Source organism: Agrobacterium sp. 22-210-1, assembly GCF_053522525.1.
In genome coordinates, this window is record NZ_JBNWCI010000001.1 from 1,052,222 (window position 1) to 1,077,880 (window position 25,659).

A 25,659-nucleotide genomic window follows, 5' to 3' on the forward strand; every position below is an offset into this window, starting at 1 on the left:
GGCGGCAACCCCGAGACAAAGGGAATGGATACGCATGACGCCGAATGTTCGACCGCTTGTTGCCGGAAACTGGAAGATGAACGGCACGCGTGCCTCGCTCGATCAGATCAAGGCCATGGCAGAGGGCGTCAAGGGCGCGCTGTCGGAGAAGGTGGATGCGCTGATCTGCCCGCCCTCCACGCTGCTTTATGTCGCGACGGCGCTGTGCGATGACAGCCCGCTGCTGATCGGCGCGCAGGATTGCCACCAGAATGCATCCGGCGCACATACGGGCGATATTTCCGCCGAGATGATCGCTGACTGCTTCGGTACCCATGTCATCGTCGGCCATTCCGAGCGCCGCACCGATCACGCCGAGACGGATCATCTGGTGCGCGCCAAGGCCGTTGCGGCCCACCAGGCCGATCTTATCGCAATCGTCTGCATCGGCGAGACGGCGGATGAGCGCAAGGCTGGCCAGACGCTCGATATTCTCAAGCGCCAGCTGGCCGGCTCGCTGCCGGATGAGGCAACGGCTGAAAATACCGTCATCGCCTATGAGCCTGTCTGGGCGATCGGTACCGGTCTCACCCCCACCACGCAGGACGTGCGCGAGGCTCATGCCTTCATGCGCGATGAGCTGGTCAAGCGGTTCGGTGATGCCGGCAAGACCATGCGCATTCTCTATGGCGGTTCGGTGAAGCCCGCCAATGCGCTGGAACTGATGGGCGTCGAGAACGTGGATGGTGCGCTGATCGGCGGTGCCAGCTTGAAAGCCTCGGACTTCCTTTCCATCTATGCGGCATATGAGCAACTGACGGCCTGAGACCAGCTTTCCTGTCACAGGGGTTGGAAAGGGGCTTGGAATAAACCTTCGCCTCATGTAAAGAGCCGCGAAACCTTCTTTGTAGTGCTCCGCGCGGGGCATGGAATGGATTGTCATGCAGACCGTTTTGATTGTTATTCACCTCATGATCGTGCTGGCGCTTGTCGGCGTGGTCCTGATCCAGCGTTCCGAAGGCGGCGGCCTCGGTATCGGCGGCGGTTCGGGCTTCATGTCCGCGCGCGGAACGGCCAATGCGTTGACCCGCACAACGGGGATCCTCGCCGCGCTGTTCTTCCTGACGTCGCTCGGCCTTGGTCTTATGACCCGTTACGAATCGCGTCCAACCGATATTCTGAACCGTATTCCGGCCACGCAAGGCCAGGGTAACGGCATTCTCGACACGCTCGGCCCGGCAGCGACGCCCGCAACGCCGGCTCCGGCTGGAAATGGCGTTCCGACCAATAGTGGTGCAGCCGCGCCCGCACAGACGGCTCCTGCCGCTTCCGGCACGGCCGCTCCGGCACCGGCGCAGCCCGCCGATCCGAACGCAGTTCCGACCGGTCAATAAGCCCGGTTCTGATTTAACGCTCCGGCAGGCCAAAAGCCTGCCGGTTTTCTTTTGTTCGTATTCCGGCCAGTTGAATTACACATTCGTCAACAGCGAATTTGTAACAGCATGAAATTTGGGCTGGCGGAATCAGAGGTAAAAAGGTATCCGGTGAATCCCATGGCGCGATATGTATTCATCACAGGCGGCGTGGTCTCCTCTCTAGGCAAGGGCATCGCCGCGGCAGCACTCGGAGCTTTGTTGCAATCCCGTGGTTATCGGGTGCGGCTTCGTAAACTCGACCCCTATCTGAACGTCGATCCCGGCACCATGAGCCCGACACAGCACGGAGAAGTGTTCGTGACTGACGACGGTGCCGAGACGGACCTCGACCTTGGCCACTACGAGCGCTTCACGGGGCGTTCGGCCACCAAGACCGACAACATCACCACCGGTCGCATCTACAAGAACATCATCGACAAGGAACGGCGCGGCGATTATCTCGGCGCAACCGTTCAGGTCATTCCGCATGTCACCAACGAGATCAAGGATTTCGTGATCGAAGGCAATGACGATTACGACTTCGTCATCTGCGAGATCGGCGGCACGGTGGGTGACATCGAGGCGATGCCATTCATGGAAGCGATCCGCCAGCTCGGCAACGATCTGCCGCGCGGCACGGCGATCTATCTTCACCTGACGCTGATGCCTTATATTCCGGCTGCTGGCGAGCTGAAGACCAAGCCGACCCAGCATTCCGTGAAGGAACTGCAGGCGCTCGGTATTCACCCCGACATCCTTCTGGTGCGCGCCGACCGGGAAATCCCGGAAGCGGAACGTCGCAAGCTTTCACTGTTCTGCAACGTGCGTCCTTCCGCCGTCATCCAGGCGCTGGATGTGGCGAATATCTATGACGTTCCGATTGCCTACCACAAGGAAGGCCTCGATTCGGAAGTGCTGGCCGCTTTCGGCATCGAACCGGCGCCGAAGCCGCGCCTGGAGCAGTGGGAAGAGGTTTGCAACCGCATCCGCACGCCGGAAGGCGAAGTGACGATTGCGATCGTCGGCAAATATACCGGTCTCAAGGATGCCTATAAGTCGCTGATCGAGGCGTTGCATCACGGCGGTTTCGCCAACCGCGTCAAGGTCAAGCTGGAATGGATCGAGTCCGAGGTCTTCGAAAAGGAAGATCCCACACCCTATCTCGAGAAGGTCAACGGCATTCTGGTGCCGGGCGGCTTCGGCGAGCGTGGTTCCGAAGGCAAGATCATGGCGGCGCAGTTTGCGCGTGAGCGCAACGTGCCCTATTTCGGCATCTGCTTCGGCATGCAGATGGCGGTCGTGGAAGCGGCCCGTCATCTCGCCGGCATCGAAAGTGCCTCCTCCACCGAATTCGGCCCGACCCCCGAGCCGGTCGTCGGCCTGATGACCGAATGGGTCAAGGGCAACGAGCTGGAGAAGCGCTCCTCCAAGGGCGATCTCGGCGGCACGATGCGTCTTGGCGCCTACAAGGCGGCGCTGAAGAAAGACACCAAGATCGCCGAAATCTACGGCACCACGGATATTTCCGAGCGCCACCGTCACCGCTACGAGGTGAATGTGGACTACAAGGACCGACTGGAAGAATGCGGCCTGGTCTTCTCGGGCATGTCTCCGGATGGTGTCCTGCCGGAAACGGTGGAATATCCTGATCACCCGTGGTTCATCGGCGTTCAGTACCACCCGGAACTGAAGAGCCGCCCGCTCGACCCGCATCCGCTTTTCGCCAGCTTCGTCGAAGCGGCGGTGGAGCAGAGCCGGCTGGTTTGACGGTTTGAATGATTATGAAGAGGGCCGCTTTTGCGGCCCTTTTTTGTTGATGCGCTCTCCGTCGTCATGCTCGGGCCTGTCCCGAGCATCTGCTACGTTGCGATTGGCGATACGTAGGCAGATCCTCGGTACAAGACCGAGGATGACGCCGCGTTTGAGGTGAGGTTTGTTGTAGCGCCGATACCTGCGTCTCGCGGTTATTTAGGGTCAAACAGAAAACGGGCCCGAAGGCCCGTTCCGATCTCAGCAAAAAAACCGACAGGCTTATTTCGGCCCAATCATGTTTTCCGGGCGCACATACTGGTCGAATTCCTCGTTGGTGAGGTATCCGCCGCCGACGGCTTCTTCGCGCAGCGTCGTGCCGTTCTTGTGCGCGGTCTTGGCGATCTTGGCGCAGATGTCGTAGCCGAGCTTGCTGTTCAGCGCTGTCACCAGCATCAGCGAGTTTTCGACACCCTTTTTGATGTTGTCTTCGCGGGCCTCGATGCCGACGACGCAATTGTCGGTGAAGGAGACGGCCGCGTCGCCCAGAAGCTGGACTGACTGCAGGAAGTTGTAGGCCATCATCGGGTTATAGACGTTGAGCTCGAAGTGGCCCTGCGAGCCAGCAAACGAGAGCGCTGCATTGTTGCCGAAGATGTGGGCGCAGACCTGTGTCAGCGCTTCCGACTGGGTGGGGTTGACCTTGCCCGGCATGATCGACGAGCCAGGTTCGTTTTCCGGCAGCGACAATTCGCCGAGGCCGGCGCGCGGGCCGGAGCCGAGGAAGCGGATGTCGTTGGCGATCTTGAAGAGCGCCGCCGCCGCCGCATTGATCGCACCATGCGAGAAGACCATGGAATCGTGCGAGGCGAGCGCCTCGAACTTGTTCGGCGCAGTCACGAACGGCAGGCCGGTGATCTTGGAAATCTCGTCAGCAACCTTTTCGGCGAAACCGATGGGGGCGTTGAGGCCCGTGCCAACAGCCGTGCCGCCCTGGGCGAGCTTGGAGAGTGCGGGCAGGGTGAGTTCGATATTGGCGATGGCCGAGGCGACCTGCGCGGCATAACCGGAGAATTCCTGGCCGAGTGTCAGCGGCGTGGCATCCTGCGTATGGGTGCGGCCGATCTTGATGATCTTTTCGAACTGCTTGACCTTGGCTTCCAGCGCCTTGTGCAGGTGCTTGAGGGCCGGCAGCAGGTGATGAACGATCTCTTCCACGCAGGCGATGTGCATCGCCGTCGGGTAGGTGTCGTTCGAGGACTGGCTCATATTGACGTGGTCATTGGGGTGAACCGGCTTCTTGGTGCCCATTTCGCCGCCGAGCATCTCGATCGCGCGGTTGGAAATCACCTCATTGGCATTCATGTTGGACTGGGTGCCGGAGCCGGTCTGCCAGACGACGAGCGGGAAATGCTCGGTCAGCTTGCCGTCGATGACTTCCTGCGCGGCGGCGATGATGGCGTCGCCGACCTTGGGGTCAAGACCGGCCAACGCCATGTTGGCGCGGGCGGCAGCCTGCTTGACGATGCCCAGCGCACGAACGACAGAGGCGGGCTGTTTTTCCCAGCCGATCTTGAAGTTGCCGAGCGAGCGCTGCGCCTGCGCGCCCCAGTAGCGATCGGCCTGAACTTCAATGGGTCCAAATGTATCGGTTTCCGTCCGTGTGGCTGTCATCAATCTTGCCTTTTTACTCGTGTTCCTCCGCCAAAACGGCGCCTTCGCCCGTCTTGCGCGGCCGATATATAGAATCATCGCGTCGGCAATGAAAGCGTTGCAATGCGGCAGAGGCAGATATTTCCCGCCGCGTTAAAGCGATTTCAACGCCAGGGCAAGGCCGGGGTGAAAAACGGACCGGCGTGTCATTTTTACTACGTCCCGAAATGACCGGAAAACCGGGCTTTCGGTGGCATGCGGGCGGTGCTGGGAGCCACGGCAAAGTGAATGAAATAAATAGAAATTTAACCATTCTCGCCAATTCTGGAAATTACGTTTTTATGGCTTTGGCTGTATCATAAGGTTCATTTCGGCACGGTTGTGAACTTTGGGCGTTTCTTTTCAACGGGCCGTTGATCGGCTAGACAGGCATGAAACTGATGCCCGCCGTTTTCCTGGCGGTGCTGGGTGCTACGAGGATCAAATTGCAAGTCACATCTGGAAAAACATCGGCAGCGCTGATGCTGGTTCTCGGTCTTTCCGTCGCTCTTCCCGGCAGCGCCGGTGCGGTAACGCTGATGGACCTTCTGCGCGGCGGCCCGGGCAAGGTTGCGCGCGATCGCGGTGAATTGCCGCCGGCCGGTATCGTCACCTCGCCGTCGGTTTCAGGACCGAGCGCCGATGCTTCCGATCCCGAGCCCCTGCCGCGGGTTTCCGGCCCACGTTATTACGACTACAAGGCGGATACCGCCCGCGCTGTGAACACGGCCAATTTCGGTGAAGACCTCGCCAATCTGAAGTTCAGCGCCACGCCTGAAATCGCCAAGGCACTGGAAGCCTATTATGGCGCCGGCGGCAAGACGCTGTGGGTTTCCGGCGGTGAATTGACCGAGCGTGCCAACGCCGTCATCGCCTTCTTCGAGACGGTTGGCGAAAGCGGTCTCGATCCGGCCGATTACAGCATTTCCGCACCGGCAAAGGATGTGACCGCCAGCATCAGCGGCAATGGTTCGGGCACGACTGTGACCGGCACGCCGGTGGAAACGGCATCGGCATCCACCTCTGACGCCTATCAGCGGGCGCAGATGCGGTTTGAACTCGCACTGTCTGCCAAGGTTCTGGCCTATGTGCAGGACACGACCCGTGGCCGCGTCGATCCGAACCGGCTCTCCGGTTACCATGATTTCAAGCGCAAGACGGTAAACCTTGCGCCAGTGCTGAAGCTTGCGGGCCTCAGCCCCGATGTCGCCGCCTATCTGCGCAGCCGCGAACCGTCGAGTGCCGAATATCAGGCGCTGAAGGCGGACCTCGCCCGCCTGCGCGGTGAGGGCGATGCGGCTCACACCGTCCGCGTTCCAGCCGATCTGGTGCTGAAGCCCGGCAATAGCAGCGCCGACATGGCCAATGTGGTCAAGGCAATCGAACATCGCGCTTCGCCCGCCTTCAAGGCCGAACATGCGGCGATCATTTCGGGCTACCAGCAGACGCAGGATTATACGCCTGACCTCGTCGATCTGGTGAAGGCTTTCCAGAGCGAAAACGGCCTCAAGCCGGATGGCGTCATCGGTCGCGCGACCGTGCGCGCCATGGTCGGCGAAAGCAACGAGGCGAAGATCGCCAAGGTGCAGGTGGCCATGGAGCAGATCCGCTGGCTGCCGGCCGATCTCGGCCAGCGTTACGTCCTCATCAACCAGCCCGCTTTCATGGCCTATTACCACAATGATGGCGTGGAACAGTTCGGCATGAAGGTGGTCGTCGGCTCCAAGGCCAACCAGACCTATTTCTTCCAGGACGAAATCCAGACCGTCGAGTTCAACCCCTATTGGGGCGTGCCGCAGTCGATCATCGTCAACGAGATGCTGCCGAAGCTGCGCCGCGACCCGTCCTATCTCGACAGGCTGGGTTACGAAGTGCAGGTGGGCGGCCGTGCGGTCTCCTCCACCAGCGTCAACTGGTATGGCTCGACCAACGCCGTTTCCGTGCGCCAGCCGCCGAGCAGCGACAATGCGCTGGGCGATCTGAAAATCCTGTTCCCCAACGCGCATGCCATCTACATGCATGACACGCCGGCCAAAAGCTTCTTCAACCGCGACATGCGGGCGCTGAGCCATGGCTGTATCCGTCTGGTCGATCCACGCCGCATGGCTGCCGCGGTTCTCGGCACCAGCGTCGACAAGGTGGGTGAGCAGATCGCTTCCGGCAAGAACCGCGCCGTGCAGGTGCCGGTGAAAATCCCGGTCTATGTCGCCTATTTCACCGCCTGGCCGGACAAGGACGGCAAGGTGCAGTTCTTCGACGACGTCTATGATCGTGACAGCTATGTGCAGAAGGCTTTTGCCGTGACGACGAAGGCGCGGGCCGCATCGATCTGATAAATCGCATTGAGAGAAAAAGCGCCGGAAACGGCGCTTTTTTTTGTTTCGGCCGGTTATGATTCCGGGGTTTGTGGCTTGAAGAGCTCAAACGCCAGTTCGTCATCGCTATCAAGCAGGCTGGCGAGCCTCAACGCTTCTTCCAGCGGCGATTTGCGGACGAGCAGCTCATAAAACAACAGATGAACGAAGAGCGGTGTCGCCGCGCCGTCAGGATAACCGGCTGACGCCACATAGGCTTTTGCGCCGCCCTCGATGAAGGCTTTGGCGAAAGCCCCGGAGCCCGTGCAGCAGGCCGTGCTGAAAACCACGGTGTCGCGCAGATCGACGGTTCCGAGGAACGCTTCGGCGGGCATGCTGCCGTCCAGCAATTCCATCCGGGTTACATCAGGGTCAAATTCGCCGACCACAAGCCCGTTTTCATCGCCATGGCCGCTGATGATGAGATAGGGGGGCGGATTGTCGGGTTGTTTCAGGCACACCAGAATATCTTCGGGCGTGCCGGGAAGATGCAGCCGGACCGACGCGCCAAGGCTTTCCAGCACTGCTCTCAGAAGCAGGGCTTCGCCGGTATCGCCAATGGCGATGATGCTGACAGCGGTGCGTGGGAATAGGAAATTGTGATCGACCACGGCGGTTTACGCCGCCGCGTCGCGTCCGGTCAGCAACCGGCCCACCAGATCGGGCGTCAGTGCTGCAAAATCATCGATCACGACGTCAGGTTCAAGCTCGGCCATCGGCACATCCGAATAACCGAAAGTGACACCGATCGACGGTACGGCAGCGTTTTTGGCGGCGAGAATGTCGTTGATGCTGTCGCCGACCATGATCGCGCGCTGCGGATCGCCACCGGCCTTTTCGATGGTGCCGAGAATATGGCGGGCATCCGGTTTGCGGAAGGCGAAGGTGTCGCCGCAGGTGATGGCCGCGAAATATCGCGTCAGCCCCAGTTTTTCGAGCAGCGGCAAAGCGAGGATTTCTGTCTTGTTGGTGCAGACGGCAAGCGTGATGCCGGCTTCCGAGAGCGCATCCAGCGTGTTGACGATGCCGGGATAGGGGCGGCTTTCACCGGGCATTTCGGCACGGTAGTGGGTGATGAAACGCTCATACAGCGGGTCGATCTCGGCTTCCGGCAGTTCCGTCTCGCGCAATGCGAAGGCCCGCTTGATCATTACCCGCGCGCCCTGGCCGACGAGGTGGGTCAGATCGTCATAGGTGACGGGGGCAAGGCCGGCTGCGGCGATGGTGTGGTTGAGGCTCGAGACAAGGTCGGCGGCGGTGTCGACGAGCGTGCCGTCGAGATCAAAGATGGCGAGCGGAGAGAGCGGGCGGGATGTCACGGGAACGGGCCTCTTGGAGAATGCGGGTGTCGAGGTGTCGGTGCTTTCATTCGTGCCAAGCCTAGGCAAACGGGCCTGTCTTTGCAACCGCGTCACAACGTTCTGTTCGTTGGCTTGAAAAAGGCTTTCGTTTGGCTTTCGACCCGTGTAAACAGCACGGCGACGACAAAGCTACCGGAGTTTCAGGCACATGGATGCCCGCCAGATGAAGATCAAGGCCGCCGAGGCCGCATTGTCCCATGTGCAAGACGGGATGAGGCTTGGTATCGGCACGGGTTCGACGGCCGAGGAATTCGTCCGGCTTCTGGCCGAGAAGGTCGCGGCCGGTCTCAAGGTCGAGGGCGTGCCGACATCCGAGCGCACCGCGCGTCTCTGCGTCGAGCTTGGCGTGCCGCTGAAATCCCTCGATGAATTGCCGGAACTGGACCTGACCATCGACGGCGCTGACGAGGTGGATCACGGGCTGCGTCTCGTCAAGGGCGGCGGTGGTGCTCTTCTGCGCGAAAAGATCGTCGCGGCGGCATCTGCCCGCGTGATCGTCATTGCCGACCAGAGCAAGGTCGTCGAGACGCTGGGTGCCTTTCCGCTTCCCATCGAAATCAACCCGTTCGGCCAGGTGGCGACACGCATCGCCATTGAAAAACTGGCAGCGCGGTCCGGTCTTTCGGGTGCACTGACAATGCGTTCGTCCGGCGACGGCGCCTTCATGACGGATGGCGGACACCTTATCCTCGACGCATCTTTTGGCCGTATTCCTGATGCAGAAGCGCTAGCACGCGAGCTGAACACGATTCCCGGTGTCGTCGAGCACGGACTTTTCATAAATTTGGCATCGCTTGCCATTATCGCGGGTCCTGAAGGCGCCCGCGTGATGCAGGCAGTATAACAGGAGCGAGATTTTCATGATCAAACTAGCGGGACTGGGCAAAGCTGCCGCTGCTTCGATCCTCATTTCCGGCGTTGTGTTCGGTACTGCCGCACGCGCTCAGGAAATTTCGGAAGCGCATGTTGCTGCCGCACGGCAGGCAATCGCCTCTCTTGGCGTTACCGACCGGTTTGACGACATTCTGCCTGGATTGGCCGAGCGTCTGAAGGCCGAACTTATTCAGGCCTCGCCGAATGTCGAGGATGCCATCACCGAGACCGTCGATGCCAAGGCGCTCGAGCTTGCGCCGCGCCGCGCCGATCTGGAACGCGAGGCTGCACTCACCTATGCGCGCGCCTTCAGCGTCGAAGAGCTGAACGCCATTTCCGCCTTCTACAGCAGCGAAGCGGGCAAGAAGCTTCTGAAGGACGGCCCGATCGCCACGCGCGAATTGATGAAGGCCGCCGATATCTGGGCTGCCGGCATCAACCGCGATCTCAACGCGTCCAGCATGTCGGAACTGCAGAAGGTTGCCGGCGCCGATCTGAAGCCGCTTCCGGCCGATCAGAATGCCACGGGCGGCGCTCCGGCTGCTCCCAAGCCCTGATTGAATGAACAGACAGTTCAGAAATATTCAAAGCCCGGTCGCAAGACCGGGCTTTTCATTTGTGCGTCGCAGCACCTATATGTGCCGTGAAGACGCCACCGTTCGCCTCGAGGCTGATGGCGTGGTTTTGATCAGGGGTTTTGACTATGACAGCTTATGACTACGATCTTTTCGTCATCGGTGGCGGCTCGGGCGGCGTGAGAAGCGGCCGCGTGGCGGCCTCGCTCGGCAAGCGCGTGGGGATTGCTGAAGAATATCGTTATGGCGGCACTTGCGTCATTCGCGGCTGCGTGCCGAAGAAGCTGTTCGTCTATGCCTCGCAATTCCCCGAACATTTCGAGGATGCCGAAGGTTTCGGCTGGAGTGTGGGCGAGCGCAGCTTCGACTGGAAGAAGCTGATCGCCGCGAAGGATAAGGAAATTACCCGTCTCGAGGGGCTGTATCGCAAGGGGCTGGAGAACGCCAAGGCCGATATTTTCGACAGCCGTGCCGAACTGGTCGATGCCCATACCGTGAAGCTCACAAAAACCGGTGAGACCTTCACGGCAGAGCGTATCGTGATTGCCGTCGGCGGCACGCCGAACGAGCACAAGGCGTTGCCCGGCCATGAACTGACGATCTCGTCCAACGAAGCGTTTAATCTGGAAGAACTGCCGAAATCGATCCTGATTGCCGGCGGCGGTTACATCGCTGTTGAATTCGCCAATATCTTCCACGGGCTCGGTGTCGAAACGACGCTGATCTATCGCGGCAAGGAAATCCTTTCGCGGTTCGATCACGACATGCGCAAGGGCCTGCATGAGGCGATGGAGGCCAAGGGCATCCGCATCATTCTCGAAGATATCATCGAGGAAGTCAGCAAGGATGGTGCCGATGGTTTCGTGGCGCGCACCAAGCAGGGCAGCTCGCTGCATGTCGGCCTAGTCATGCTGGCGCTTGGCCGCGATCCGAATACCAAGGTTCTGGGTCTGGAAAATGCCGGCGTGAAGCTGGATGCGCGGGGCGCGATCATCGTTGATGATTATTCGCGCACGAATGTGCCGAACATCTTTGCGCTGGGCGACGTCACTGACCGGGTACAGTTGACGCCGGTGGCGATCCACGAGGCCATGTGCTTCATCGAGACCGAATACAAGAACAACCCGACCAAGCCGGATCACGAGCTGATCGCGACGGCGGTGTTCTCGCAGCCGGAAATCGGCACCGTCGGTCTTTCGGAAGAGGAGGCGGGCAAGAAATATCCGGAGCTGGAAGTCTATCGCGCCCAGTTCCGGCCGATGAAGGCAACGCTGTCCGGCCGTCAGGAAAAGACGATCATGAAGCTGATCGTCAATGCCGCCGACCGCAAGGTTGTTGGCGTGCATATTCTCGGCCACGAAGCGGGCGAGATGGCTCAGCTTCTCGGCATCACGCTGAAAGCCGGCTGCACCAAGGATGATTTCGACCGCACCATGGCGGTTCATCCGACCGCCGCCGAGGAGCTGGTGACGATGTATTCGCCGAGCTACCGCGTGGTGAACGGCGAGCGCGTGTAACGCTGGTACAAGCGTGATATGATCGCTGTCCAAATTCGCCCGCCGCCGTTCGAAAACTGATGTTTTCTGAATGGCGGCGGGCTGGTTAAATCGTTTGAATTGACTTTTGTGCATCTGGAGTGCCCAAAAGGGGCAGAATGAGCCTGTTAGCCCTGACATTGGCTATGCAAAGCCGATGCTTGGAGCTATAAGCCGCTCAATTTTTCGAGGCGGTCGCGCGGCAGTCGCGCGGGCGAAAAAAGGGTAAGAACATGGCACAGAATTGGACACCCGGCAGTTGGCGGCAGAAACCGATCCAGCAGGTTCCCGAATATCCTAATGCGGCAGCGCTTGCTGCAACGGAAGCCACGCTTGCGACTTATCCGCCGCTGGTTTTTGCCGGTGAAGCCCGCCGTCTGAAGAAACAGCTTGCCAATGTGGCTGAAGGTAACGCCTTCCTGCTGCAGGGCGGCGATTGCGCCGAAAGCTTCCTCGAGCATGGCGCGGACAATATCCGCGACTTCTTCCGCGCTTTCCTGCAGATGGCCGTTGTCCTGACTTATGGCGCGCAGCTGCCTGTCGTGAAGGTTGGGCGTATTGCCGGCCAGTTCGCCAAGCCGCGCTCTTCCAACGTGGAAGTGCTTGATGGCGTGACGCTGCCGTCCTACCGCGGTGACATCATCAATGGCATCGAATTCAACGAAGGTTCGCGCATACCGAGCCCGGAGCGCCAGCTCGACGCCTATCGCCAGTCGGCCGCGACGCTGAACCTGCTGCGCGCTTTCGCGATGGGTGGTTATGCCAATCTTGAAAACGTTCACCAGTGGATGCTCGGCTTCATCAAGGACAGCCCGCAGGCGGACCGTTACCGCAAGCTGGCCGACCGGATTTCCGAAACCATGGACTTCATGAAGGCGATCGGTATCAGCGCGGAGAACAATCCCAGCCTGCGCGAAACCGATTTCTTCACCAGCCATGAGGCTCTGCTGCTCGGTTACGAAGAGGCGCTGACCCGCATCGATTCCACCTCCGGCGACTGGTATGCGACATCCGGCCACATGATCTGGATCGGTGACCGCACGCGCCAGCTCGACCATGCGCATGTGGAATATTTCCGCGGTATCAAGAACCCGATCGGCCTGAAATGCGGTCCGTCGCTGACGCCTGACAATCTGATCGAGCTGATCGATGCGCTGAACCCGGCAAACGAGGCCGGTCGCCTGACGCTGATTTGCCGCTTTGGCCATGACAAGGTTGCCGACAGCCTGCCGAAGCTCATTCGTGCAGTCGAGAAGGAAGGCCGCAAGGTCGTCTGGTCGTGCGATCCGATGCATGGCAACACGATCACGCTCAACCACTACAAGACGCGTCCGTTCGAGCGCATCCTGTCGGAAGTCGAAAGCTTCTTCCAGATCCACCGCGCCGAAGGTACACATCCGGGCGGCATCCATATCGAGATGACCGGCAAGGACGTGACGGAATGCACGGGTGGTGCGCGTGCCGTGACGGCGGATTCGCTGTCGGATCGTTACCACACCCATTGCGATCCGCGCCTCAACGCCGATCAGGCGCTGGAACTGGCGTTCCTGTTGTCCGAGCGCATGAAGAGCGGTCGGGACGAGAAGCGTCTGGCGATTGCTACGGCTTGATTTAAAGACTGATCAAACAAAAGCCGCCGGGACATTCCCGGCGGCTTTTTTTTGTCTATCTTCGGGGCTATTGCACCAGCGCCGGCTGCTGGCAGCGCACATCGGTGACGCGCACATCGGCTTCGCCGATCTTGACGCCGAGAACCAGAAGCACGTTGTAGAGCAGCTGATCGACCGGAGCGGTAACCACCGCAAGCGTGTTGGCAAGCGCTGCCTGAATACCCGCCAGGCCTCCCAGATCAAGGTTGAGAAAGAGCAGCCTTATATCCAGATTGAGGTTCTTCAACAGCGAACTGACAAGGGTGGTGACGGTGTCCTTGGTGGAAACGCTCTTGATCTTTGCCTGGGTGATATCCGACTGCGTGAAGGTCAGCTTGGTCTTCGTCATGTTGGTGGCATTGATGAGGGCGCTGCCATTGATGGCCAGCAGCGCTGAATCGACGATCGCAGCCTTGGTGACACGCGGGTCCTTGCCGAAATTGGCAAAAGCTGAGGTATCGACATTGCCGAGCGCGATTTCCGCAACGCCGGGAACAACCTCTACATCGACCGTTCCCTGTCCGCCACCCGTGCAGCGAATATCGGCAAGCCGCGCTTCGGCATGGGCGACTTCCACATAAAGCGGGATATTGACCTTGAGGCCGGCAATGGCCTGAAGCCCGTCCACCACGACATTGACCGCCAGCCGGGTCTGTGCGGTGCGGACGATGGTGCCCTGACCACCAACGGCGAGCGACGGGGTTTCGACCGGCGGTTCACCGATGGCAAGCGTTGCCTTGACGGAGGCGAGACCGAGAACATTGGCGTTGAGATTGAGCGCCAGCTGATTGCCGCCATTGCCGGCAACGGCTGCGGCATTGAGGAGATCGAAGACGCCGGCGGTGACCTTGAGGTTTTCACCGCTACCGATCAGCTTGTCCGAGAATGGTCCGAGATTGAGGATTTCCTCAAGCTTGAGCTTGATGTTGCTCTTGTTGGCGGTTTTTTCCAGTGTCTTCAGAATGTTGGCGACAGCTGGCTGCAGGCCGGTGGTTTTGGTCAGCGCATTGAGGAACTGACCGTAGGTGATTTCCGTCTTCAACACATCCTTGTAGGTGCCGGCGGTGAGCTTGAGATCGATGGCGAGCGCCTCGACGACATGCAGTGCGTTGACATCGGCGGCAACCAGACCCTGGTAATCCATGAGTTTGAGCGAAACCGTGGTGCCGAGCAGGCCGCCGAGCAGGCTGTTCAAAATGCCTTCATCGAGACTTGCCAGTCGCGATCCCACCGAAAACGCCGCGATCTTCTGGGATGAGGCCGTTCCGACCGCAGAAACCTTGGGCGGCGTGGTGAAGGCGGCGGCGAAGAATATCTGGCCCTTTTCGACGATGTTCACTTTCACCGCGTTGGTGGGCAGGGCGTTGTCGACGAACCGCGCGCCGACAGGGATGGTTGCATCCGGCTCATAATGGCCCTTGATGACCTCGGCGTAACCCTTGCTGCCTGCAAACTCGTTTGCGGGATCGAAGGGTTGAAGACCGTTAGAAGTGAGCAGGCCCTGCGGCGTCTTTACGCCGAGATCCATGCCGTTGAGGGCGAAATATTGCTGGACCGCCTTTTCCGGGTCGGCGGCATTTGCCGCCGCCGATATGGCTGCGAGATCGGCGGTCTGCTGCAACTGGCGTTTCTGCAGGGTCAGATAACCGTAATCGACGCCAAGCGCCAGGACGCCGATGAAAAGCGGCGCGGTCAGCCCGGCCGAGATGGCGATGTTGCCGGCCCGATCCTTCAGGAAAGCGGGGAGCAGGGAAGGGATAGTCCGCATGTCATGCTCCTCCGATCCGGATGGTGGAAAAACGCCGGATGACCGGCTCTGGCATGGTGTAGCTGTAGAGGCTCCAGATCGGCAGATCGCTGGCGTCGTATTCGACCTTGACCGTGAACTGGTTGGCATTGGCGGGATCGGTGGCGACATCGACGGTGAAACGGTTCTTGTCCATGAAGGCGTAACTGAGATCGCTTTTGGTGACGAAATCCCGGGCAAGCTGCTGGCGCTCGGTCGTATTCAGGCCGGCAACCGCCGTTCTCGCCGCATCGGCGGCGATCTGCTGCACCGAATAGGCCGCCATCAGGTAGATGCCGTAGGCGATCATGGTCAGAAGGACGAGAAAGAAGATCGGCGCGACGATGGCGAACTCGACAGCGTTCGAGCCGGACCTATCGCGAAGGAAACGCACTGCATTACGCATAAAGCACCCCCGTTTCTTAAGGCACCAAGGTTCGATGCCTTGTTTTATTATTTTCGGAAATGCTAATTTATAGGTATTAATTTTTTGTTGATGCCGCCCTTATGGGTTGCAGGCGCATTAAAAACTTCGCGTCAGTACCAGTTGATTTTCAAATAAGCCGAAGCCCTTTGAAGCTGGCGTGGCCATCCTTGCCGATGATGATGTGGTCGTGGACAGCAATGCCGAGCGGCTTTGCAGTATCGATAATGGTTTTGGTCATCTCGATATCCGCCCGCGAGGGGGTGGGGTCTCCACTAGGGTGATTGTGGATTAAAATCAGCGCAGTAGATGATAGTTCAAGGGCGCGGCGCACCACTTCGCGCGGGTAGACCGGCGTGTGGTCCACGGTTCCCTGACCCTGCACCTCGTCGGCGATCAGGACATTGCGCTTGTCGAGGAACAGGATGCGGAATTGTTCGCGCGTTTCATGGGCCATGGCGGCATGACAATAATCAATGACCGATGACCAGGAGCCGAGAACCTGCTTGTTGCGGATTTCGCTTTTCAGCATGCGCTGGGAAACCGAAGCGACCAGCTTCAGATCGAGAGCCACGGCCTCGCCGACGCCTTTCACCTCCTGCAGCAGCGGCAAGGGTGCGCCAAGCACGCCGCCAAGGGTTCCGAAGCGGGCAATCAGCGCCTTTGCGATGGGTTTGGTATCGCGCCTCGGGATCAGCCGGAACAGCAGGAGTTCCAGCAATTCGTAGTCGGCAAGTGCGGCGTCGCCGCCATCACGATAACGCGTCCGCAGCCGGTCCCGGTGACCGTGATAGTGCGCGGTCTCCGCTTCCTGTTCGGCAATGGTGACGGTGGGTTTTTTCGGAGCACTTCGCGGTTCGGCAAAAAAGCCGCGCTCATCCGCCGCGTCGAACAGGTCGCCTTCGCCCGCCTCAAAGCCTGACGTCGGGGAAAGATCGGCGGGAGGCGGGGCAGGGCGTTTTGCCATAGGCGGTCTGGCCTTATGCGAGTGGCGGCAGGCCCGGGCGATCAAAGCCGCCCGGTGACAGCGTAAAGATTTCGCAGCCTGTGGCCGTGACGCCGACGGCATGTTCATATTGCGCTGAGAGAGAACGGTCACGCGTCACCGCGGTCCAGCCATCCGACAGCACCTTTACATGCGGTTTGCCGAGATTGATCATCGGCTCGATGGTGAAGATCATGCCCTCGCGGATTTCCGGCCCTTCCTCCGGCTGGCCGTAATGCAGGATGTTCGGCGTGTCGTGGAACAGGCGTCCGACGCCATGGCCGCAGAAATCACGCACCACCGAGCAGCGCTCTGCTTCCGCATAGGCCTGGATCGCCGCGCCGATTGCACCGGTGCGCGCACCGGGCTTGACCGCCGCGATGCCGCGCATCAGGCATTCATAGGTCACTTCCATCAGTCGCTCGGCGGCGCGCTTGATCTGGCCGACCGGATACATGCGGCTCGAATCGCCATGCCAACCGTCAAGCACATAGGTCACGTCAATATTGACGATATCGCCGTCGCGCAGCGGCTTTTCATCCGGAATGCCGTGGCAGACCACATGGTTGATCGAGGTGCAGACGGATTTGGTATAACCGCGATAATTCAGCGTCGCCGGCAGTGCGCCATGGTCGGCGCCGAACTCGAAGACGAAACGGTCGATGGCGTCCGTCGTCACGCCGGGCTTGACGATCGCCGCCAGTTCGTCGAGGCAGCGCGCCGTCAGCTGGCACGCCTTGCGCATACCGTCGAAGTCCTCAGGGGTATAGAGGCGGATGACGCCGGTATTCTTGAGGGGAGCGGAGGCTGCGTCGATATAGGTGACCATCATAGTGCTTTCTGTCTCTTTACGTCCCTGTTCATAAAACAGCCGGACGCCATTCGTCCATCTTAACCGTTCCGCTGACCGAAATTTGTGCCGGGGAGACCGCGCATTTTACCGCATAGGCCTCGACACCACGTGCCATCGCCTGCTGAAACGCCAGCGCATAGACCGGATCAAGATCGTCGCAGATGCGCATCCGGTCACAATCGTCGCGCTGGATGAGATAGAGCATCACCGAACGGTAACCGGCTTCCGCTGCGTCACCCAGCTCCTCCAGGTGCTTGGTGCCGCGCTTGGTGGCGGTATCGGGGAATTCGGCCAAACCCCTTTCGCGCATGAAATGCACGTTCTTCACTTCAACATAGGCATCCGGCCGGCCGGGTTCGGTGAGCAGGAAATCGATGCGGGAATTGCGGCCGTATTTCTGTTCGCGCCGGATCGTCGAATAGCCGCCAAGCTCAGGGATACGGCCGTTCACGATTGCCTCTTCCGCCAGCCGGTTCGGCATGCCGGTATTGATGCCGACCACGGTGCCATCTGCCTCGACCATTTCAAACATGTGCCGGTACTTGCGGGTCGGGCTGTCATGTTCGGAAAGCCAGATACGGGAGCCCGGTGTCGTCAGCCCGCGCATGGAGCCGGTATTGGGGCAGGAACCGGTAATCGCCGTGCCGTCCTCCAGAACGGCATCGAAGAGGAAGCGCTTGTAGCGGGAAATCAGCGTGGCGGGAACGAGCGGGGGTGTGAAGAGCATGTGGCCTGAAAGATGTTCGGTGATGGAATTGGGTCAGGAAAGGACGTAGGTTCCCGGCGCGTCGCCGAGCACGGCACGCTTGCCGTCTTCCGGCTTTCGCGCCTTCACCCTCTCGCCATTCTGGCTTTCGATCCAGTTCTGCCAGTGCACCCACCAGGAACCCTTATGGGCGGTGGCGGCGGCCTGCCAGGCATCGAAGTCTCCGGCCGGTGACGGCCCTGTCCAATATTGGTATTTTTCAAGCTGCGGCGGATTGACGACGCCGGCAATGTGACCGGAAGCGCCCAGCACGAATTCCACCGGTCCGCCGAACAGCGCAGCACCCGTGAACACCGATTTCGCCGGCGCGATATGGTCGTCGCGGGTGGCGAGGTCATAGATCGGTATCTTGATGTCGCCGAGATTGATCCGCTTGTCGGCAACACGCATCAGCCCGCGGGCGAGATTGTTCTCGAGGTAACAATTGCGCAGATAGAAGGAATGGCTGGCGGCCGTCACCCGGGTCGAATCGGAATTCCAGTAGAGCAGATCGAAGGGCAGGGGTTCGGTGCCGCGCAGGTAATTATCGACCATATAGGGCCAGATAAGATCGGAAGCCCGCAGCATGTTGAAGACAGTGGCCATGATCGAGCCATCGAGATAACCGACCGCCTGCATGTGCCTGTCGAGTGCGGCAAGCTGGCCCTCATCGATGAAGACCTTGAGATCGCCGGCATGGATGAAATCTGTCTGGGCGGCGAGCAGCGTGGCGCTGCGGATACGCTCATCACCCTGCTGCGCATGCAGTGCCAGTGCCGAGGATAAAAGCGTGCCGCCGACGCAATAGCCGATGGCGTTGATTTGCCTCTCGCCGGTTCTTTCCTCGATGGTGTCGAGGGCGAATTCAATACCTTCGCGGATGTAATCGTCCCAGCTCTTGTCGGCGAGGCGGGCATCCGGGTTGATCCAGGAGACCATGAACACGCTGTGTCCTTGATCGAGGCACCATTTAACGAAGGATTTCTGCGGGTTGAGATCGAGAATGTAGAATTTGTTGATCCATGGCGGCACGATCAGCAGCGGCCGTTTGAAGGCCTTCTGTGTTGTCGGCGCATAATGGATGATCTCGCAGAGCGGGCTTTTGGCCACCACCTTGCCCGACGTTACCGCGATATTCTGGCCGATGACGAATTTGCTGTAATCGGTCTGGCGCAGTTTCAGGTGGCCATTGCCTGCTGCGACATCCTCCGCCAGCTGTGCCATGCCCTTGACGAGATTGGCGCCGCTGGAGGCGACCGTTTCACGGAAGACCTGCGGATTGGTGAAGACGAAATTGGCCGGCGAGAGCGCCTCGGTTACCTGCCGCATGTAGAACAGCGCCTTGGTGCGTGTATGTTCGTCCAGCCCCTCGGCTTCCGTCACCATCCGGTCGGCGAAGCCCACGGTGGTTTGATAGGCTTTCAGGAGAAAATCGAAAAACGGATTGGCTTGCCAGTCGGCATCCGCAAAACGCCGGTTGCGGCGCTGCGCGGGGCCGGTCTCAGTGGGTTTTTCCGAGGCCGAATCGGCAGATTCGGAAAATTGCGCCACCGATTTTGTCCACAGGTCGTAATAGCTGGAGAGAAGATGGGTCTGCGCTTCCAGTGAACGTTGCGGCTCGGCCATCCAATATTCCGCGACATCGGACAGCGTCTTGACGAGGTCGGTCATGGGATCGGCGCTGTTTTCAGGGATTTCGCCGCGTTCACGCGGCGCAAGCCATTCGGAAGCGGCCTTGCCGAGATTTTCAAGCGCGCGGGCGATGTTGATCGCGAAGGCTTCAGGGTCGCGGATCAGGTAGGCTTCGGCGGATCCGGCGTCGAAACCGGGCGTTTTGCCGCCCTTTTGCTTCTGCCCGCCGTCAACACCCGCCATGCGCTATCCTCCGCCAAATTTGTGTTTGCACATTCTGCATGAAAACGAATACAAGTTCCACCAGCAAGGGGAGGCAGCAAAGGGCCGAACCGCAGTCGAATTCGATATCGGCAGATATCCTTACAGGCGGAACACGACGATGGGCAAGCAGATGGGCACATGGGGAACATATGCGGAAAACACTGCGAGAATCGCTGTGCTTTCCCTGTCCGGCGTCCTGATTGTTACCGGGCTCGCGGCCTGCAAGGCTCCCGAACCGATCGTGGCACCTGCCCACATGCGCCGCCCGACGGCAGAAATTGTCGGCCCGCGCCCCGTTAGCGACAATGCGGTGAGCCAGAAGCGCGACACGGGCACCTATCCGACCTTCTCGGCGCCCATGACGGCGGCCGGTACCCAGATGGGTGACGATGAGGCCTCCACCATGGAAACGAGCCTCTCGCGCCTTGGTGCGGCACGCCGCAACGGCCAGATTTCGGAAGCCGAATACAAACGCCGGGTTGCGGAACTGCGGGCGCTCGGCGAAAACCAGAAGCCGGTTGCGACGCCTGCTGCTTCGCAGTGAGATTATCACGCGCGTTATGCGCGATATAACGAACCCACGCCAACATCCTTGAGTGACGAAACACGCCCTGAAACCAAGCTGGCCCATATGCGCCATGAGGCTTGAGATGGAGCGAGCGCATGCCGCGTGTTTCTTCTCCCCGCCGGGGAGAAGTCCGCGGCAGCGGGATGAGGGGGCGAGCTCTCCGAAATCCGGCAACGTTGCCCCCTCATCCGACCCTTCGGGCCACCTTCTCCCCGGCGGGGAGAAGAAACAAGTGGCGATGCCGAGCCTGGGGATGGTGGCACTTACGGCTCATGGGTCAGGCCGGCGCGAAATCATAACCCCATGTTTACCCTGCCTTTGAACCATCCGCTTACCGAAGATTTTAAGCGGATGGATGCTGTTTGGCGCTTATGATGCAGCCATAACAAACAGGCCGCTGAAAAAGCGGCATACAGGGTGAAATATCATGAAATGCATCGCCGCTTTGCTGGTTCTTGCCGGTTTTGCGCTCGCCCCCGCTCAGGCGCGGGCGCCGCACGTCAATATTGGAACGCCCGCGCTTCAGGGTCGATGAAAAATGGCGAATGCCGGTCAGTCGTTGCCGGCAGCTTCGTTCAGAATGTCGAGATCGGGCACCGTGATATGGCGGTTGTTCTCGATGCGGATAATGCCTTCCTTGCGCAGCTTGGTCATTTGCCGGCTCACCGTTTCGATGGTGAGGCCGAGAAAATCGGCGATGTCGGCGCGTGAGAGCGGCAGGTCGAAAGCCGATTTATCGTCGTTTTCCGGGTCGATGTGGGTGGCGATCATATAAAGGAAGCTGGCAACCTTCTCCTGCGCCGATTTACGGCCAAGCGTCAGCATCCAGTCGCGCGCCTCATCCAGTTCCTTCAGGGACTGGTTATGCAGCTTGCGCTCCATATCAGGCACTTCCGAGACCATGCGGTCGACGATGCGGCGTGGGAAAAGGCAGATTTCGACATCCGTTGCCGCTTCCGCCGTCATCTTGCTTTCCGCCATGAACGGGCGGCCGAGAAAATCCGGTGCGAATTGCAGGCCGACGATCTGCTGGCGGCCATCCGACATCATTTTCGAAAGCTTCACCACGCCATTGAGGATGTTGCCATAGGATGTGACAAGCTCCCCCTGGCCGAGCAGCTCATTGCCGGCCTCCAGCTTTTTGCGGCTGGAATAACGGTTGAGATCGCAGAGCTGCTGCGGGGTCAGCGTGCTGCAAAGACCGCCGTGGCGCGCCTCGCAGGAGCGACAGACAACGGGCTCTTCCGAATTGTGGATGGTCTTCTGCAGCGTGTCCATAAGCCTTTTCCAATGCTGGCTTTTTCGGGACGATTGCGACCGTGGGTATCAAATACGGTCTCTTTAAAGGCTTGCGCCGCGTAGCCGTCGCCCCAGCGTCTACTTTAGGAAGAACTTAAGGCGCAATTTGATTGAAGTCAAAGTTGCAAACTGTCGCAGCCGTTACTGAAAGAGAGGAAATCGACATTTTCTTGATAAAAGGCAAAACCGGTGATGAATACCGAACTTCTTCGCAAATATTCTGGCGCCGTACCCCGTTACACGAGCTATCCGACCGCGCCGCATTTCCACGAGAGAATCGATAATGCGACCTACCGGCAATGGCTGGGCGAGCTCAACCACCGGAACCGGATATCGCTTTACCTGCATATTCCCTATTGCGACCGGTTGTGCTGGTTCTGTGCCTGTCACACCAAGCACACGCTGAAATACGAGCCGATTGCCGTTTATCTGGAAGCACTTAAGCAGGAAATTGCCGCGGTCGGCGCGCTCGTTTCACCTGACGCAGTGGTGAGTGCCGTGCATTTCGGCGGTGGTTCTCCCACCATGCTGAAGCCTGAGGACATGGTGAGCCTGATGGACTGTCTGCGGCGCCATTTCACCTTTGGGCTGGCGCCTGAAATCAGTGTGGAAATGGACCCCAACGATCTGGATGACAGCCGTTACGACGCGCTTGCCGCCGTCGGCATGTCGCGGGCAAGCCTCGGCGTACAGGATTTCGATGACAAAGTGCAAAAAACCATCAACCGTATTCAGTCTTTCGAACAGACAAAATCCGTTGTCGATGCGGTGCGGGCGAGGGGTGTTCACTCCGTCAATTGCGACATTCTCTACGGTCTGCCGTTCCAGACCTGCGAGACGCTGAAGAAGACAGTGGATCAGATCGTCTCGCTCGATCCGGATCGGGTGGCGCTTTTCGGTTATGCCCATGTTCCGTGGATGAAAAAACACCAGTCGTTGATCCCAGAACACGCGCTTCCGGATATTGCCGAGCGGTATCGCCAGATGACGATGGCGGGTGAGATGTTGCAACAGGCGGGTTACAAAGCGATCGGCATCGACCATTTCGCCAAGCCAGCCGATACCTTGTGCCAGGCGGCCGAAGCGGGTGCGTTGCGGCGGAATTTCCAGGGCTATACCACTGATACGGCCGATGCGCTGATCGGGCTTGGCGCTTCTTCGATCGGCCGGCTGCCGCAGGGTTATGTGCAGAACATGGTGGCGACCGGGGAATATCAGCGGATGACGGGCGAGGGCGGCCTTGCCATCGTCAAGGGAATAGAATTATCGGAAGAGGACCATCTGCGCTCGCATGTCATCGAGCGGCTGATGTGCGATTTCGCGCTCGATTTCGCCGATCTAGATCAGCGTTTCGGCAAGGCCAGCCATGCCGTGCGGACGCAGGCACAGCATTTTGCCGCCGGCAACAGCGATGGCGTGGTGCGTATGGATGCCGATATTTTTACGCTTACCGAGGTGGGCAGGCCCTTCGTGCGTAATATCGCGGCAATCTTCGACACTTATCTCGGCAATGGACGCGGCCGCCATTCGGTTGCTGTTTAGGCAACAGTTTTGCGGCAAATTTCAAAGTTACGTCACGAAACCATTGGCTTTTTTGTGTGACTTGCCTATGTGGTGCGTCAGACAGGATAATTCATACGAACGACAATAAGGATTATGGGCGTGACAGCTACATTCGACAAGGTTGCCGACATTATCGCCGAAACCAGCGAAATCGACCGCGAAACCATTACGCCGGAAAGCCACACGATCGACGATCTGGGCATCGACAGCCTCGACTTTCTGGATATCGTTTTCGCCATCGACAAGGAATTCGGCATCAAGATTCCGCTCGAGCAGTGGACGCAGGAAGTCAACGAAGGCAAGGTTTCCACCGAAGAATACTTCGTGCTGAAGAACCTCTGCGCCAAGATCGACGAATTGCGCGCAGCCAAGGGCTGAGATGATGATGCCCGCGTCAAGCGGGCATTTCTCTTTCTGGACCCGGCCTTTCATTGGGCGGGTCGCAACCGACCAGAGACGGGCCGGACGGATGTTGCTTGAATATTTTCAGATGATCGACAAGGTCGAGGCCGTGGATATGACGACGCGCACATTGAAGGCGCAGTCCGTCGTTCCCGACAAAAGCCCGGTTTTCGAAGGCCACTTTCCCGGCATGCCGCTGGTTCCGGGTGTGCTTCTGATCGAGACCATGGCGCAGGCCTCCGGCATGCTGGTTCTGGCATTCAGCGATTTTGCATCCATGCCGTTCCTGATGTCGGTCGATGGCGCCAAGATGCGCACCTTCGTTGAGCCGGGCGCTGTTCTCGACATCGAGGCCGTGCTGGAGCATGACGGTTCTGGCTTTGCGGTTACCAAGGCGAAGATTACCAGCGATGGCAAGAAGGTCTGCGACGCGCAGCTGAAACTGCGCACCATGCCCTTCAGCGAAATCCCTCTCGGTCCCATCGTGAAGAAGCGGGCCGAAGAAGTCGGCCTGATGGCGGCCATTGCCGCGGATGCGCAGAAATAAGCGCTTCCGCCCGTTTCGAAAGAGGGCGTTTTTTCCGTCGGCCCGGTTTCGATGCATGAAAATCGTGGGCTGGCGATGGCCGAACGGGCCTTCACCATTGCCAATCCGCACCGCGCGCTTTATTCCGCAACGCATGGAGCGGTCGTTTGCGACCGCTGTTGGATAGCCGTGACCATTCCGATGGGGCCGGCTGCAAAGGATGACAGACGATGAAATCTGACAATGATGTGGTGATAACAGGGGTCGGCATCGTGACCTGTCACGGCGTCGGCAGCCAGGCGCATGTTGCGCTTCTTTCGGGAGCAGCCGCGCCGGCGACGATTGTCGAGACCGAAAAATTCAAACCCTATCCGGTTCATCCCATGCCGGAAATTGACTGGTCCGCGCAGATTGCCAAGCGCGGCGACCAACGCCAGATGGAAAACTGGCAGCGCCTCGGCGTGTTCGCCGCCGGTTTGGCGCTCGATGATGCCGGGCTGAAGGAAAATGCCGAAGCCTGCGCCACCATGGACATGATCGTGGCCGCCGGCGGCGGTGAGCGCGACATCAATGTCGATACGCTGATCGTCGATGAAGCGCTGAAGCGCAACGACCGCGAAAAGCTGCTCAACGAGAAGCTGACCACGGAGCTGCGCCCGACGCTGTTTCTCGCCCAGCTTTCCAATCTGATGGCCGGCAACATCTCCATCGTGCACAAGGTCACCGGTTCGTCCCGCACCTTCATGGGCGAGGAAGCGGCAGGTATCTCCGCCGTAGAAACCGCGTTTCACCGCATTCGTTCCGGCGAATCGAGCCATGCGCTGGTTGGCGGTGCCTTTTCGGCCGAACGTCCCGACATGATCCTGCTGTTCGAGGCGATCGGCGCGCATGCGCAGGGCGGCTGGCAGCCGCTGTGGTCGCGTGGCGATCAGGACGGCGGTGGCATGATTTCCGGTTCGCTCGGCGCATTCCTCGTGCTGGAATCGCGCAAGCACGCCAGCGAGCGCGGCGCACGTATCTATGCCCGCATCGACGCCATCGAGGGCGATCGTGGCAGCCGCGATGACGGCCGCATGGAAAAGCGTATGGAGCGGCTGCTTGCGCCTGCAAAGGACAGCGCCGCGACCGTCGTATTCTCCGGTGCGAGCGGTTATGACGAGGTGACCCGGCGCGAGAAGGATATTCTCGAAAAAGCGCTGCCGCAGGCCGTCATTCGCGGTTTTGGCGGTATCACCGGCCATGGACTTGAAGCGCAGTTTCCGCTCGGACTGGCTCTGGCGGCGCTGACGCTTGAAAGCGGCGCGAAGGTTCCTGCCTTCGACGCGGCTGCGGAAAAGCAGATGGGCGAGGCGGCCAGTGAAGCCGTCGTCACCACTGTCGGCCATGTGCGCGGCGAAGGTGTCGCCGTTCTGTCCCGCGACGTTTGAGGA

General features: G+C 59.6%; 23 protein-coding genes. 13 read left to right on the forward strand and 10 right to left on the reverse strand.

Annotated features, from left to right (window positions below):
- Positions 1-34 precede the first annotated feature (34 nt).
- The 3 genes from tpiA to ACQZ5F_RS05385 all read left to right on the forward strand — a co-directional run bounded on the left by tpiA (position 35) and on the right by ACQZ5F_RS05385 (position 3,161).
- A complete protein-coding gene (gene tpiA / locus ACQZ5F_RS05375; RefSeq protein ID WP_137084310.1) occupies positions 35-805 on the forward strand; it encodes a triose-phosphate isomerase in 771 nt (256 codons plus the stop codon).
- Positions 806-920: 115 nt separating this feature from the next.
- Positions 921-1,373, forward strand: a complete 453-nt coding sequence (gene secG / locus ACQZ5F_RS05380; RefSeq protein WP_046800107.1) for a preprotein translocase subunit SecG — start codon at positions 921-923, stop codon at positions 1,371-1,373.
- A gap of 159 nt (positions 1,374-1,532) precedes the next feature.
- On the forward strand, positions 1,533-3,161 hold the full coding sequence (locus ACQZ5F_RS05385) for a CTP synthase (RefSeq protein ID WP_046800060.1): 1,629 nt from the start codon (positions 1,533-1,535) through the stop codon (positions 3,159-3,161).
- A gap of 264 nt (positions 3,162-3,425) precedes the next feature.
- Here ACQZ5F_RS05385 and fumC read toward each other — a convergent pair whose 3' ends face one another.
- Positions 3,426-4,817: a class II fumarate hydratase gene (fumC, locus tag ACQZ5F_RS05390; RefSeq protein WP_052818386.1), complete on the reverse strand. Its 1,392-nt coding sequence runs from the start codon at positions 4,815-4,817 to the stop codon at positions 3,426-3,428.
- A gap of 500 nt (positions 4,818-5,317) precedes the next feature.
- On the opposite strand from fumC, the gene ACQZ5F_RS05395 reads away from it, so the two are divergent.
- The gene (locus tag ACQZ5F_RS05395) at positions 5,318-7,168 is read left to right on the forward strand and encodes a L,D-transpeptidase family protein (RefSeq protein ID WP_225339999.1); all 1,851 of its coding nucleotides are present in this window, start codon (positions 5,318-5,320) and stop codon (positions 7,166-7,168) included.
- A 56-nt stretch (positions 7,169-7,224) separates the two neighbouring features.
- Here ACQZ5F_RS05395 and ACQZ5F_RS05400 read toward each other — a convergent pair whose 3' ends face one another.
- Positions 7,225-7,800 (reverse strand): CHAT domain-containing protein, encoded by a 576-nt coding sequence (locus ACQZ5F_RS05400; RefSeq protein WP_225339799.1) that lies wholly within the window; start codon positions 7,798-7,800, stop codon positions 7,225-7,227.
- Positions 7,801-7,806: 6 nt separating this feature from the next.
- Entirely contained in the window at positions 7,807-8,508 is a 702-nt protein-coding gene (locus ACQZ5F_RS05405) for an HAD family hydrolase (protein ID WP_225339800.1), read from the reverse strand.
- Positions 8,509-8,698: 190 nt separating this feature from the next.
- Between ACQZ5F_RS05405 and rpiA the strand changes: the two genes are divergently transcribed.
- The 4 genes from rpiA to ACQZ5F_RS05425 all read left to right on the forward strand — a co-directional run bounded on the left by rpiA (position 8,699) and on the right by ACQZ5F_RS05425 (position 13,143).
- The gene (rpiA, locus tag ACQZ5F_RS05410) at positions 8,699-9,394 is read left to right on the forward strand and encodes a ribose-5-phosphate isomerase RpiA (protein ID WP_046800064.1); all 696 of its coding nucleotides are present in this window, start codon (positions 8,699-8,701) and stop codon (positions 9,392-9,394) included.
- Positions 9,395-9,410: 16 nt separating this feature from the next.
- Positions 9,411-9,980, forward strand: a complete 570-nt coding sequence (locus ACQZ5F_RS05415; protein WP_052818389.1) for a DUF2059 domain-containing protein — start codon at positions 9,411-9,413, stop codon at positions 9,978-9,980.
- Positions 9,981-10,126: 146 nt separating this feature from the next.
- Complete coding sequence (gor, locus tag ACQZ5F_RS05420) at positions 10,127-11,515, forward strand: glutathione-disulfide reductase (RefSeq protein ID WP_225339801.1); 1,389 nt, start codon at positions 10,127-10,129, stop codon at positions 11,513-11,515.
- A gap of 251 nt (positions 11,516-11,766) precedes the next feature.
- Positions 11,767-13,143 carry a class II 3-deoxy-7-phosphoheptulonate synthase gene (locus tag ACQZ5F_RS05425; RefSeq protein ID WP_225339802.1) on the forward strand — a complete coding sequence of 459 codons (1,377 nt, stop codon included), beginning with the start codon at positions 11,767-11,769 and terminating at the stop codon, positions 13,141-13,143.
- 67 nt (positions 13,144-13,210) lie between these two features.
- Here ACQZ5F_RS05425 and ACQZ5F_RS05430 read toward each other — a convergent pair whose 3' ends face one another.
- From ACQZ5F_RS05430 to ACQZ5F_RS05455, 6 genes are all read right to left on the reverse strand, one after another.
- Positions 13,211-14,950, reverse strand: a complete 1,740-nt coding sequence (locus tag ACQZ5F_RS05430; RefSeq protein ID WP_225339803.1) for a TadG family pilus assembly protein — start codon at positions 14,948-14,950, stop codon at positions 13,211-13,213.
- A gap of 1 nt (position 14,951) precedes the next feature.
- Positions 14,952-15,374: a TadE/TadG family type IV pilus assembly protein gene (locus ACQZ5F_RS05435; protein WP_046800069.1), complete on the reverse strand. Its 423-nt coding sequence runs from the start codon at positions 15,372-15,374 to the stop codon at positions 14,952-14,954.
- Positions 15,375-15,522: 148 nt separating this feature from the next.
- Entirely contained in the window at positions 15,523-16,359 is an 837-nt protein-coding gene (gene radC / locus ACQZ5F_RS05440; RefSeq protein WP_225339804.1) for a RadC family protein, read from the reverse strand.
- A gap of 13 nt (positions 16,360-16,372) precedes the next feature.
- Entirely contained in the window at positions 16,373-17,206 is an 834-nt protein-coding gene (map, locus tag ACQZ5F_RS05445) for a type I methionyl aminopeptidase (protein WP_046800109.1), read from the reverse strand.
- 31 nt (positions 17,207-17,237) lie between these two features.
- The gene (sfsA, locus tag ACQZ5F_RS05450) at positions 17,238-17,957 is read right to left on the reverse strand and encodes a DNA/RNA nuclease SfsA (protein ID WP_225339805.1); all 720 of its coding nucleotides are present in this window, start codon (positions 17,955-17,957) and stop codon (positions 17,238-17,240) included.
- A gap of 33 nt (positions 17,958-17,990) precedes the next feature.
- A complete protein-coding gene (locus tag ACQZ5F_RS05455; protein ID WP_225339806.1) occupies positions 17,991-19,850 on the reverse strand; it encodes a PHA/PHB synthase family protein in 1,860 nt (619 codons plus the stop codon).
- 139 nt (positions 19,851-19,989) lie between these two features.
- On the opposite strand from ACQZ5F_RS05455, the gene ACQZ5F_RS05460 reads away from it, so the two are divergent.
- Positions 19,990-20,415 (forward strand): hypothetical protein, encoded by a 426-nt coding sequence (locus ACQZ5F_RS05460; RefSeq protein ID WP_046800110.1) that lies wholly within the window; start codon positions 19,990-19,992, stop codon positions 20,413-20,415.
- A gap of 576 nt (positions 20,416-20,991) precedes the next feature.
- Here the strand turns inward: ACQZ5F_RS05460 and fnrN are convergent.
- A complete protein-coding gene (gene fnrN / locus ACQZ5F_RS05465) occupies positions 20,992-21,717 on the reverse strand; it encodes a transcriptional regulator FnrN (RefSeq protein WP_046800073.1) in 726 nt (241 codons plus the stop codon).
- Between the two features lie 213 nt (positions 21,718-21,930).
- Here fnrN and hemN point away from each other — a divergent pair, with 213 nt between their 5' ends.
- The 4 genes from hemN (at position 21,931) to ACQZ5F_RS05485 (ending at position 25,656) form a co-directional block, all read left to right on the forward strand.
- Positions 21,931-23,280 (forward strand): oxygen-independent coproporphyrinogen III oxidase, encoded by a 1,350-nt coding sequence (gene hemN / locus ACQZ5F_RS05470; protein WP_225339807.1) that lies wholly within the window; start codon positions 21,931-21,933, stop codon positions 23,278-23,280.
- Between the two features lie 114 nt (positions 23,281-23,394).
- The gene (locus ACQZ5F_RS05475) at positions 23,395-23,679 is read left to right on the forward strand and encodes an acyl carrier protein (RefSeq protein WP_003495848.1); all 285 of its coding nucleotides are present in this window, start codon (positions 23,395-23,397) and stop codon (positions 23,677-23,679) included.
- A 91-nt stretch (positions 23,680-23,770) separates the two neighbouring features.
- On the forward strand, positions 23,771-24,250 hold the full coding sequence (locus ACQZ5F_RS05480; RefSeq protein ID WP_020810293.1) for a 3-hydroxyacyl-ACP dehydratase FabZ family protein: 480 nt from the start codon (positions 23,771-23,773) through the stop codon (positions 24,248-24,250).
- Between the two features lie 209 nt (positions 24,251-24,459).
- On the forward strand, positions 24,460-25,656 hold the full coding sequence (locus ACQZ5F_RS05485; protein WP_046800076.1) for a beta-ketoacyl-ACP synthase: 1,197 nt from the start codon (positions 24,460-24,462) through the stop codon (positions 25,654-25,656).
- Positions 25,657-25,659: the final 3 nt, after the last annotated feature.

Bases quoted from the DNA above. Each gene is read 5' to 3' on its own strand.
- tpiA (WP_137084310.1), top strand. From the start codon at position 35: ATGACGCCGAATGTTCGACCGCTTGTTGCCGGAAACTGGAAGATGAAC.
- secG (WP_046800107.1), top strand. From the start codon at position 921: ATGCAGACCGTTTTGATTGTTATTCACCTCATGATCGTGCTGGCGCTT.
- ACQZ5F_RS05385 (WP_046800060.1), top strand. From the start codon at position 1,533: ATGGCGCGATATGTATTCATCACAGGCGGCGTGGTCTCCTCTCTAGGC.
- fumC (WP_052818386.1), bottom strand. From the start codon at position 4,817: ATGACAGCCACACGGACGGAAACCGATACATTTGGACCCATTGAAGTT.
- ACQZ5F_RS05395 (WP_225339999.1), top strand. From the start codon at position 5,318: ATGCTGGTTCTCGGTCTTTCCGTCGCTCTTCCCGGCAGCGCCGGTGCG.
- rpiA (WP_046800064.1), top strand. From the start codon at position 8,699: ATGGATGCCCGCCAGATGAAGATCAAGGCCGCCGAGGCCGCATTGTCC.
- ACQZ5F_RS05415 (WP_052818389.1), top strand. From the start codon at position 9,411: ATGATCAAACTAGCGGGACTGGGCAAAGCTGCCGCTGCTTCGATCCTC.
- gor (WP_225339801.1), top strand. From the start codon at position 10,127: ATGACAGCTTATGACTACGATCTTTTCGTCATCGGTGGCGGCTCGGGC.
- ACQZ5F_RS05425 (WP_225339802.1), top strand. From the start codon at position 11,767: ATGGCACAGAATTGGACACCCGGCAGTTGGCGGCAGAAACCGATCCAG.
- ACQZ5F_RS05430 (WP_225339803.1), bottom strand. From the start codon at position 14,950: ATGCGGACTATCCCTTCCCTGCTCCCCGCTTTCCTGAAGGATCGGGCC.
- ACQZ5F_RS05435 (WP_046800069.1), bottom strand. From the start codon at position 15,374: ATGCGTAATGCAGTGCGTTTCCTTCGCGATAGGTCCGGCTCGAACGCT.
- radC (WP_225339804.1), bottom strand. From the start codon at position 16,359: ATGGCAAAACGCCCTGCCCCGCCTCCCGCCGATCTTTCCCCGACGTCA.
- map (WP_046800109.1), bottom strand. From the start codon at position 17,206: ATGGTCACCTATATCGACGCAGCCTCCGCTCCCCTCAAGAATACCGGC.
- sfsA (WP_225339805.1), bottom strand. From the start codon at position 17,957: ATGCTCTTCACACCCCCGCTCGTTCCCGCCACGCTGATTTCCCGCTAC.
- ACQZ5F_RS05455 (WP_225339806.1), bottom strand. From the start codon at position 19,850: ATGGCGGGTGTTGACGGCGGGCAGAAGCAAAAGGGCGGCAAAACGCCC.
- ACQZ5F_RS05460 (WP_046800110.1), top strand. From the start codon at position 19,990: ATGGGCAAGCAGATGGGCACATGGGGAACATATGCGGAAAACACTGCG.
- fnrN (WP_046800073.1), bottom strand. From the start codon at position 21,717: ATGGACACGCTGCAGAAGACCATCCACAATTCGGAAGAGCCCGTTGTC.
- hemN (WP_225339807.1), top strand. From the start codon at position 21,931: ATGAATACCGAACTTCTTCGCAAATATTCTGGCGCCGTACCCCGTTAC.
- ACQZ5F_RS05475 (WP_003495848.1), top strand. From the start codon at position 23,395: ATGGGCGTGACAGCTACATTCGACAAGGTTGCCGACATTATCGCCGAA.
- ACQZ5F_RS05480 (WP_020810293.1), top strand. From the start codon at position 23,771: ATGTTGCTTGAATATTTTCAGATGATCGACAAGGTCGAGGCCGTGGAT.
- ACQZ5F_RS05485 (WP_046800076.1), top strand. From the start codon at position 24,460: ATGAAATCTGACAATGATGTGGTGATAACAGGGGTCGGCATCGTGACC.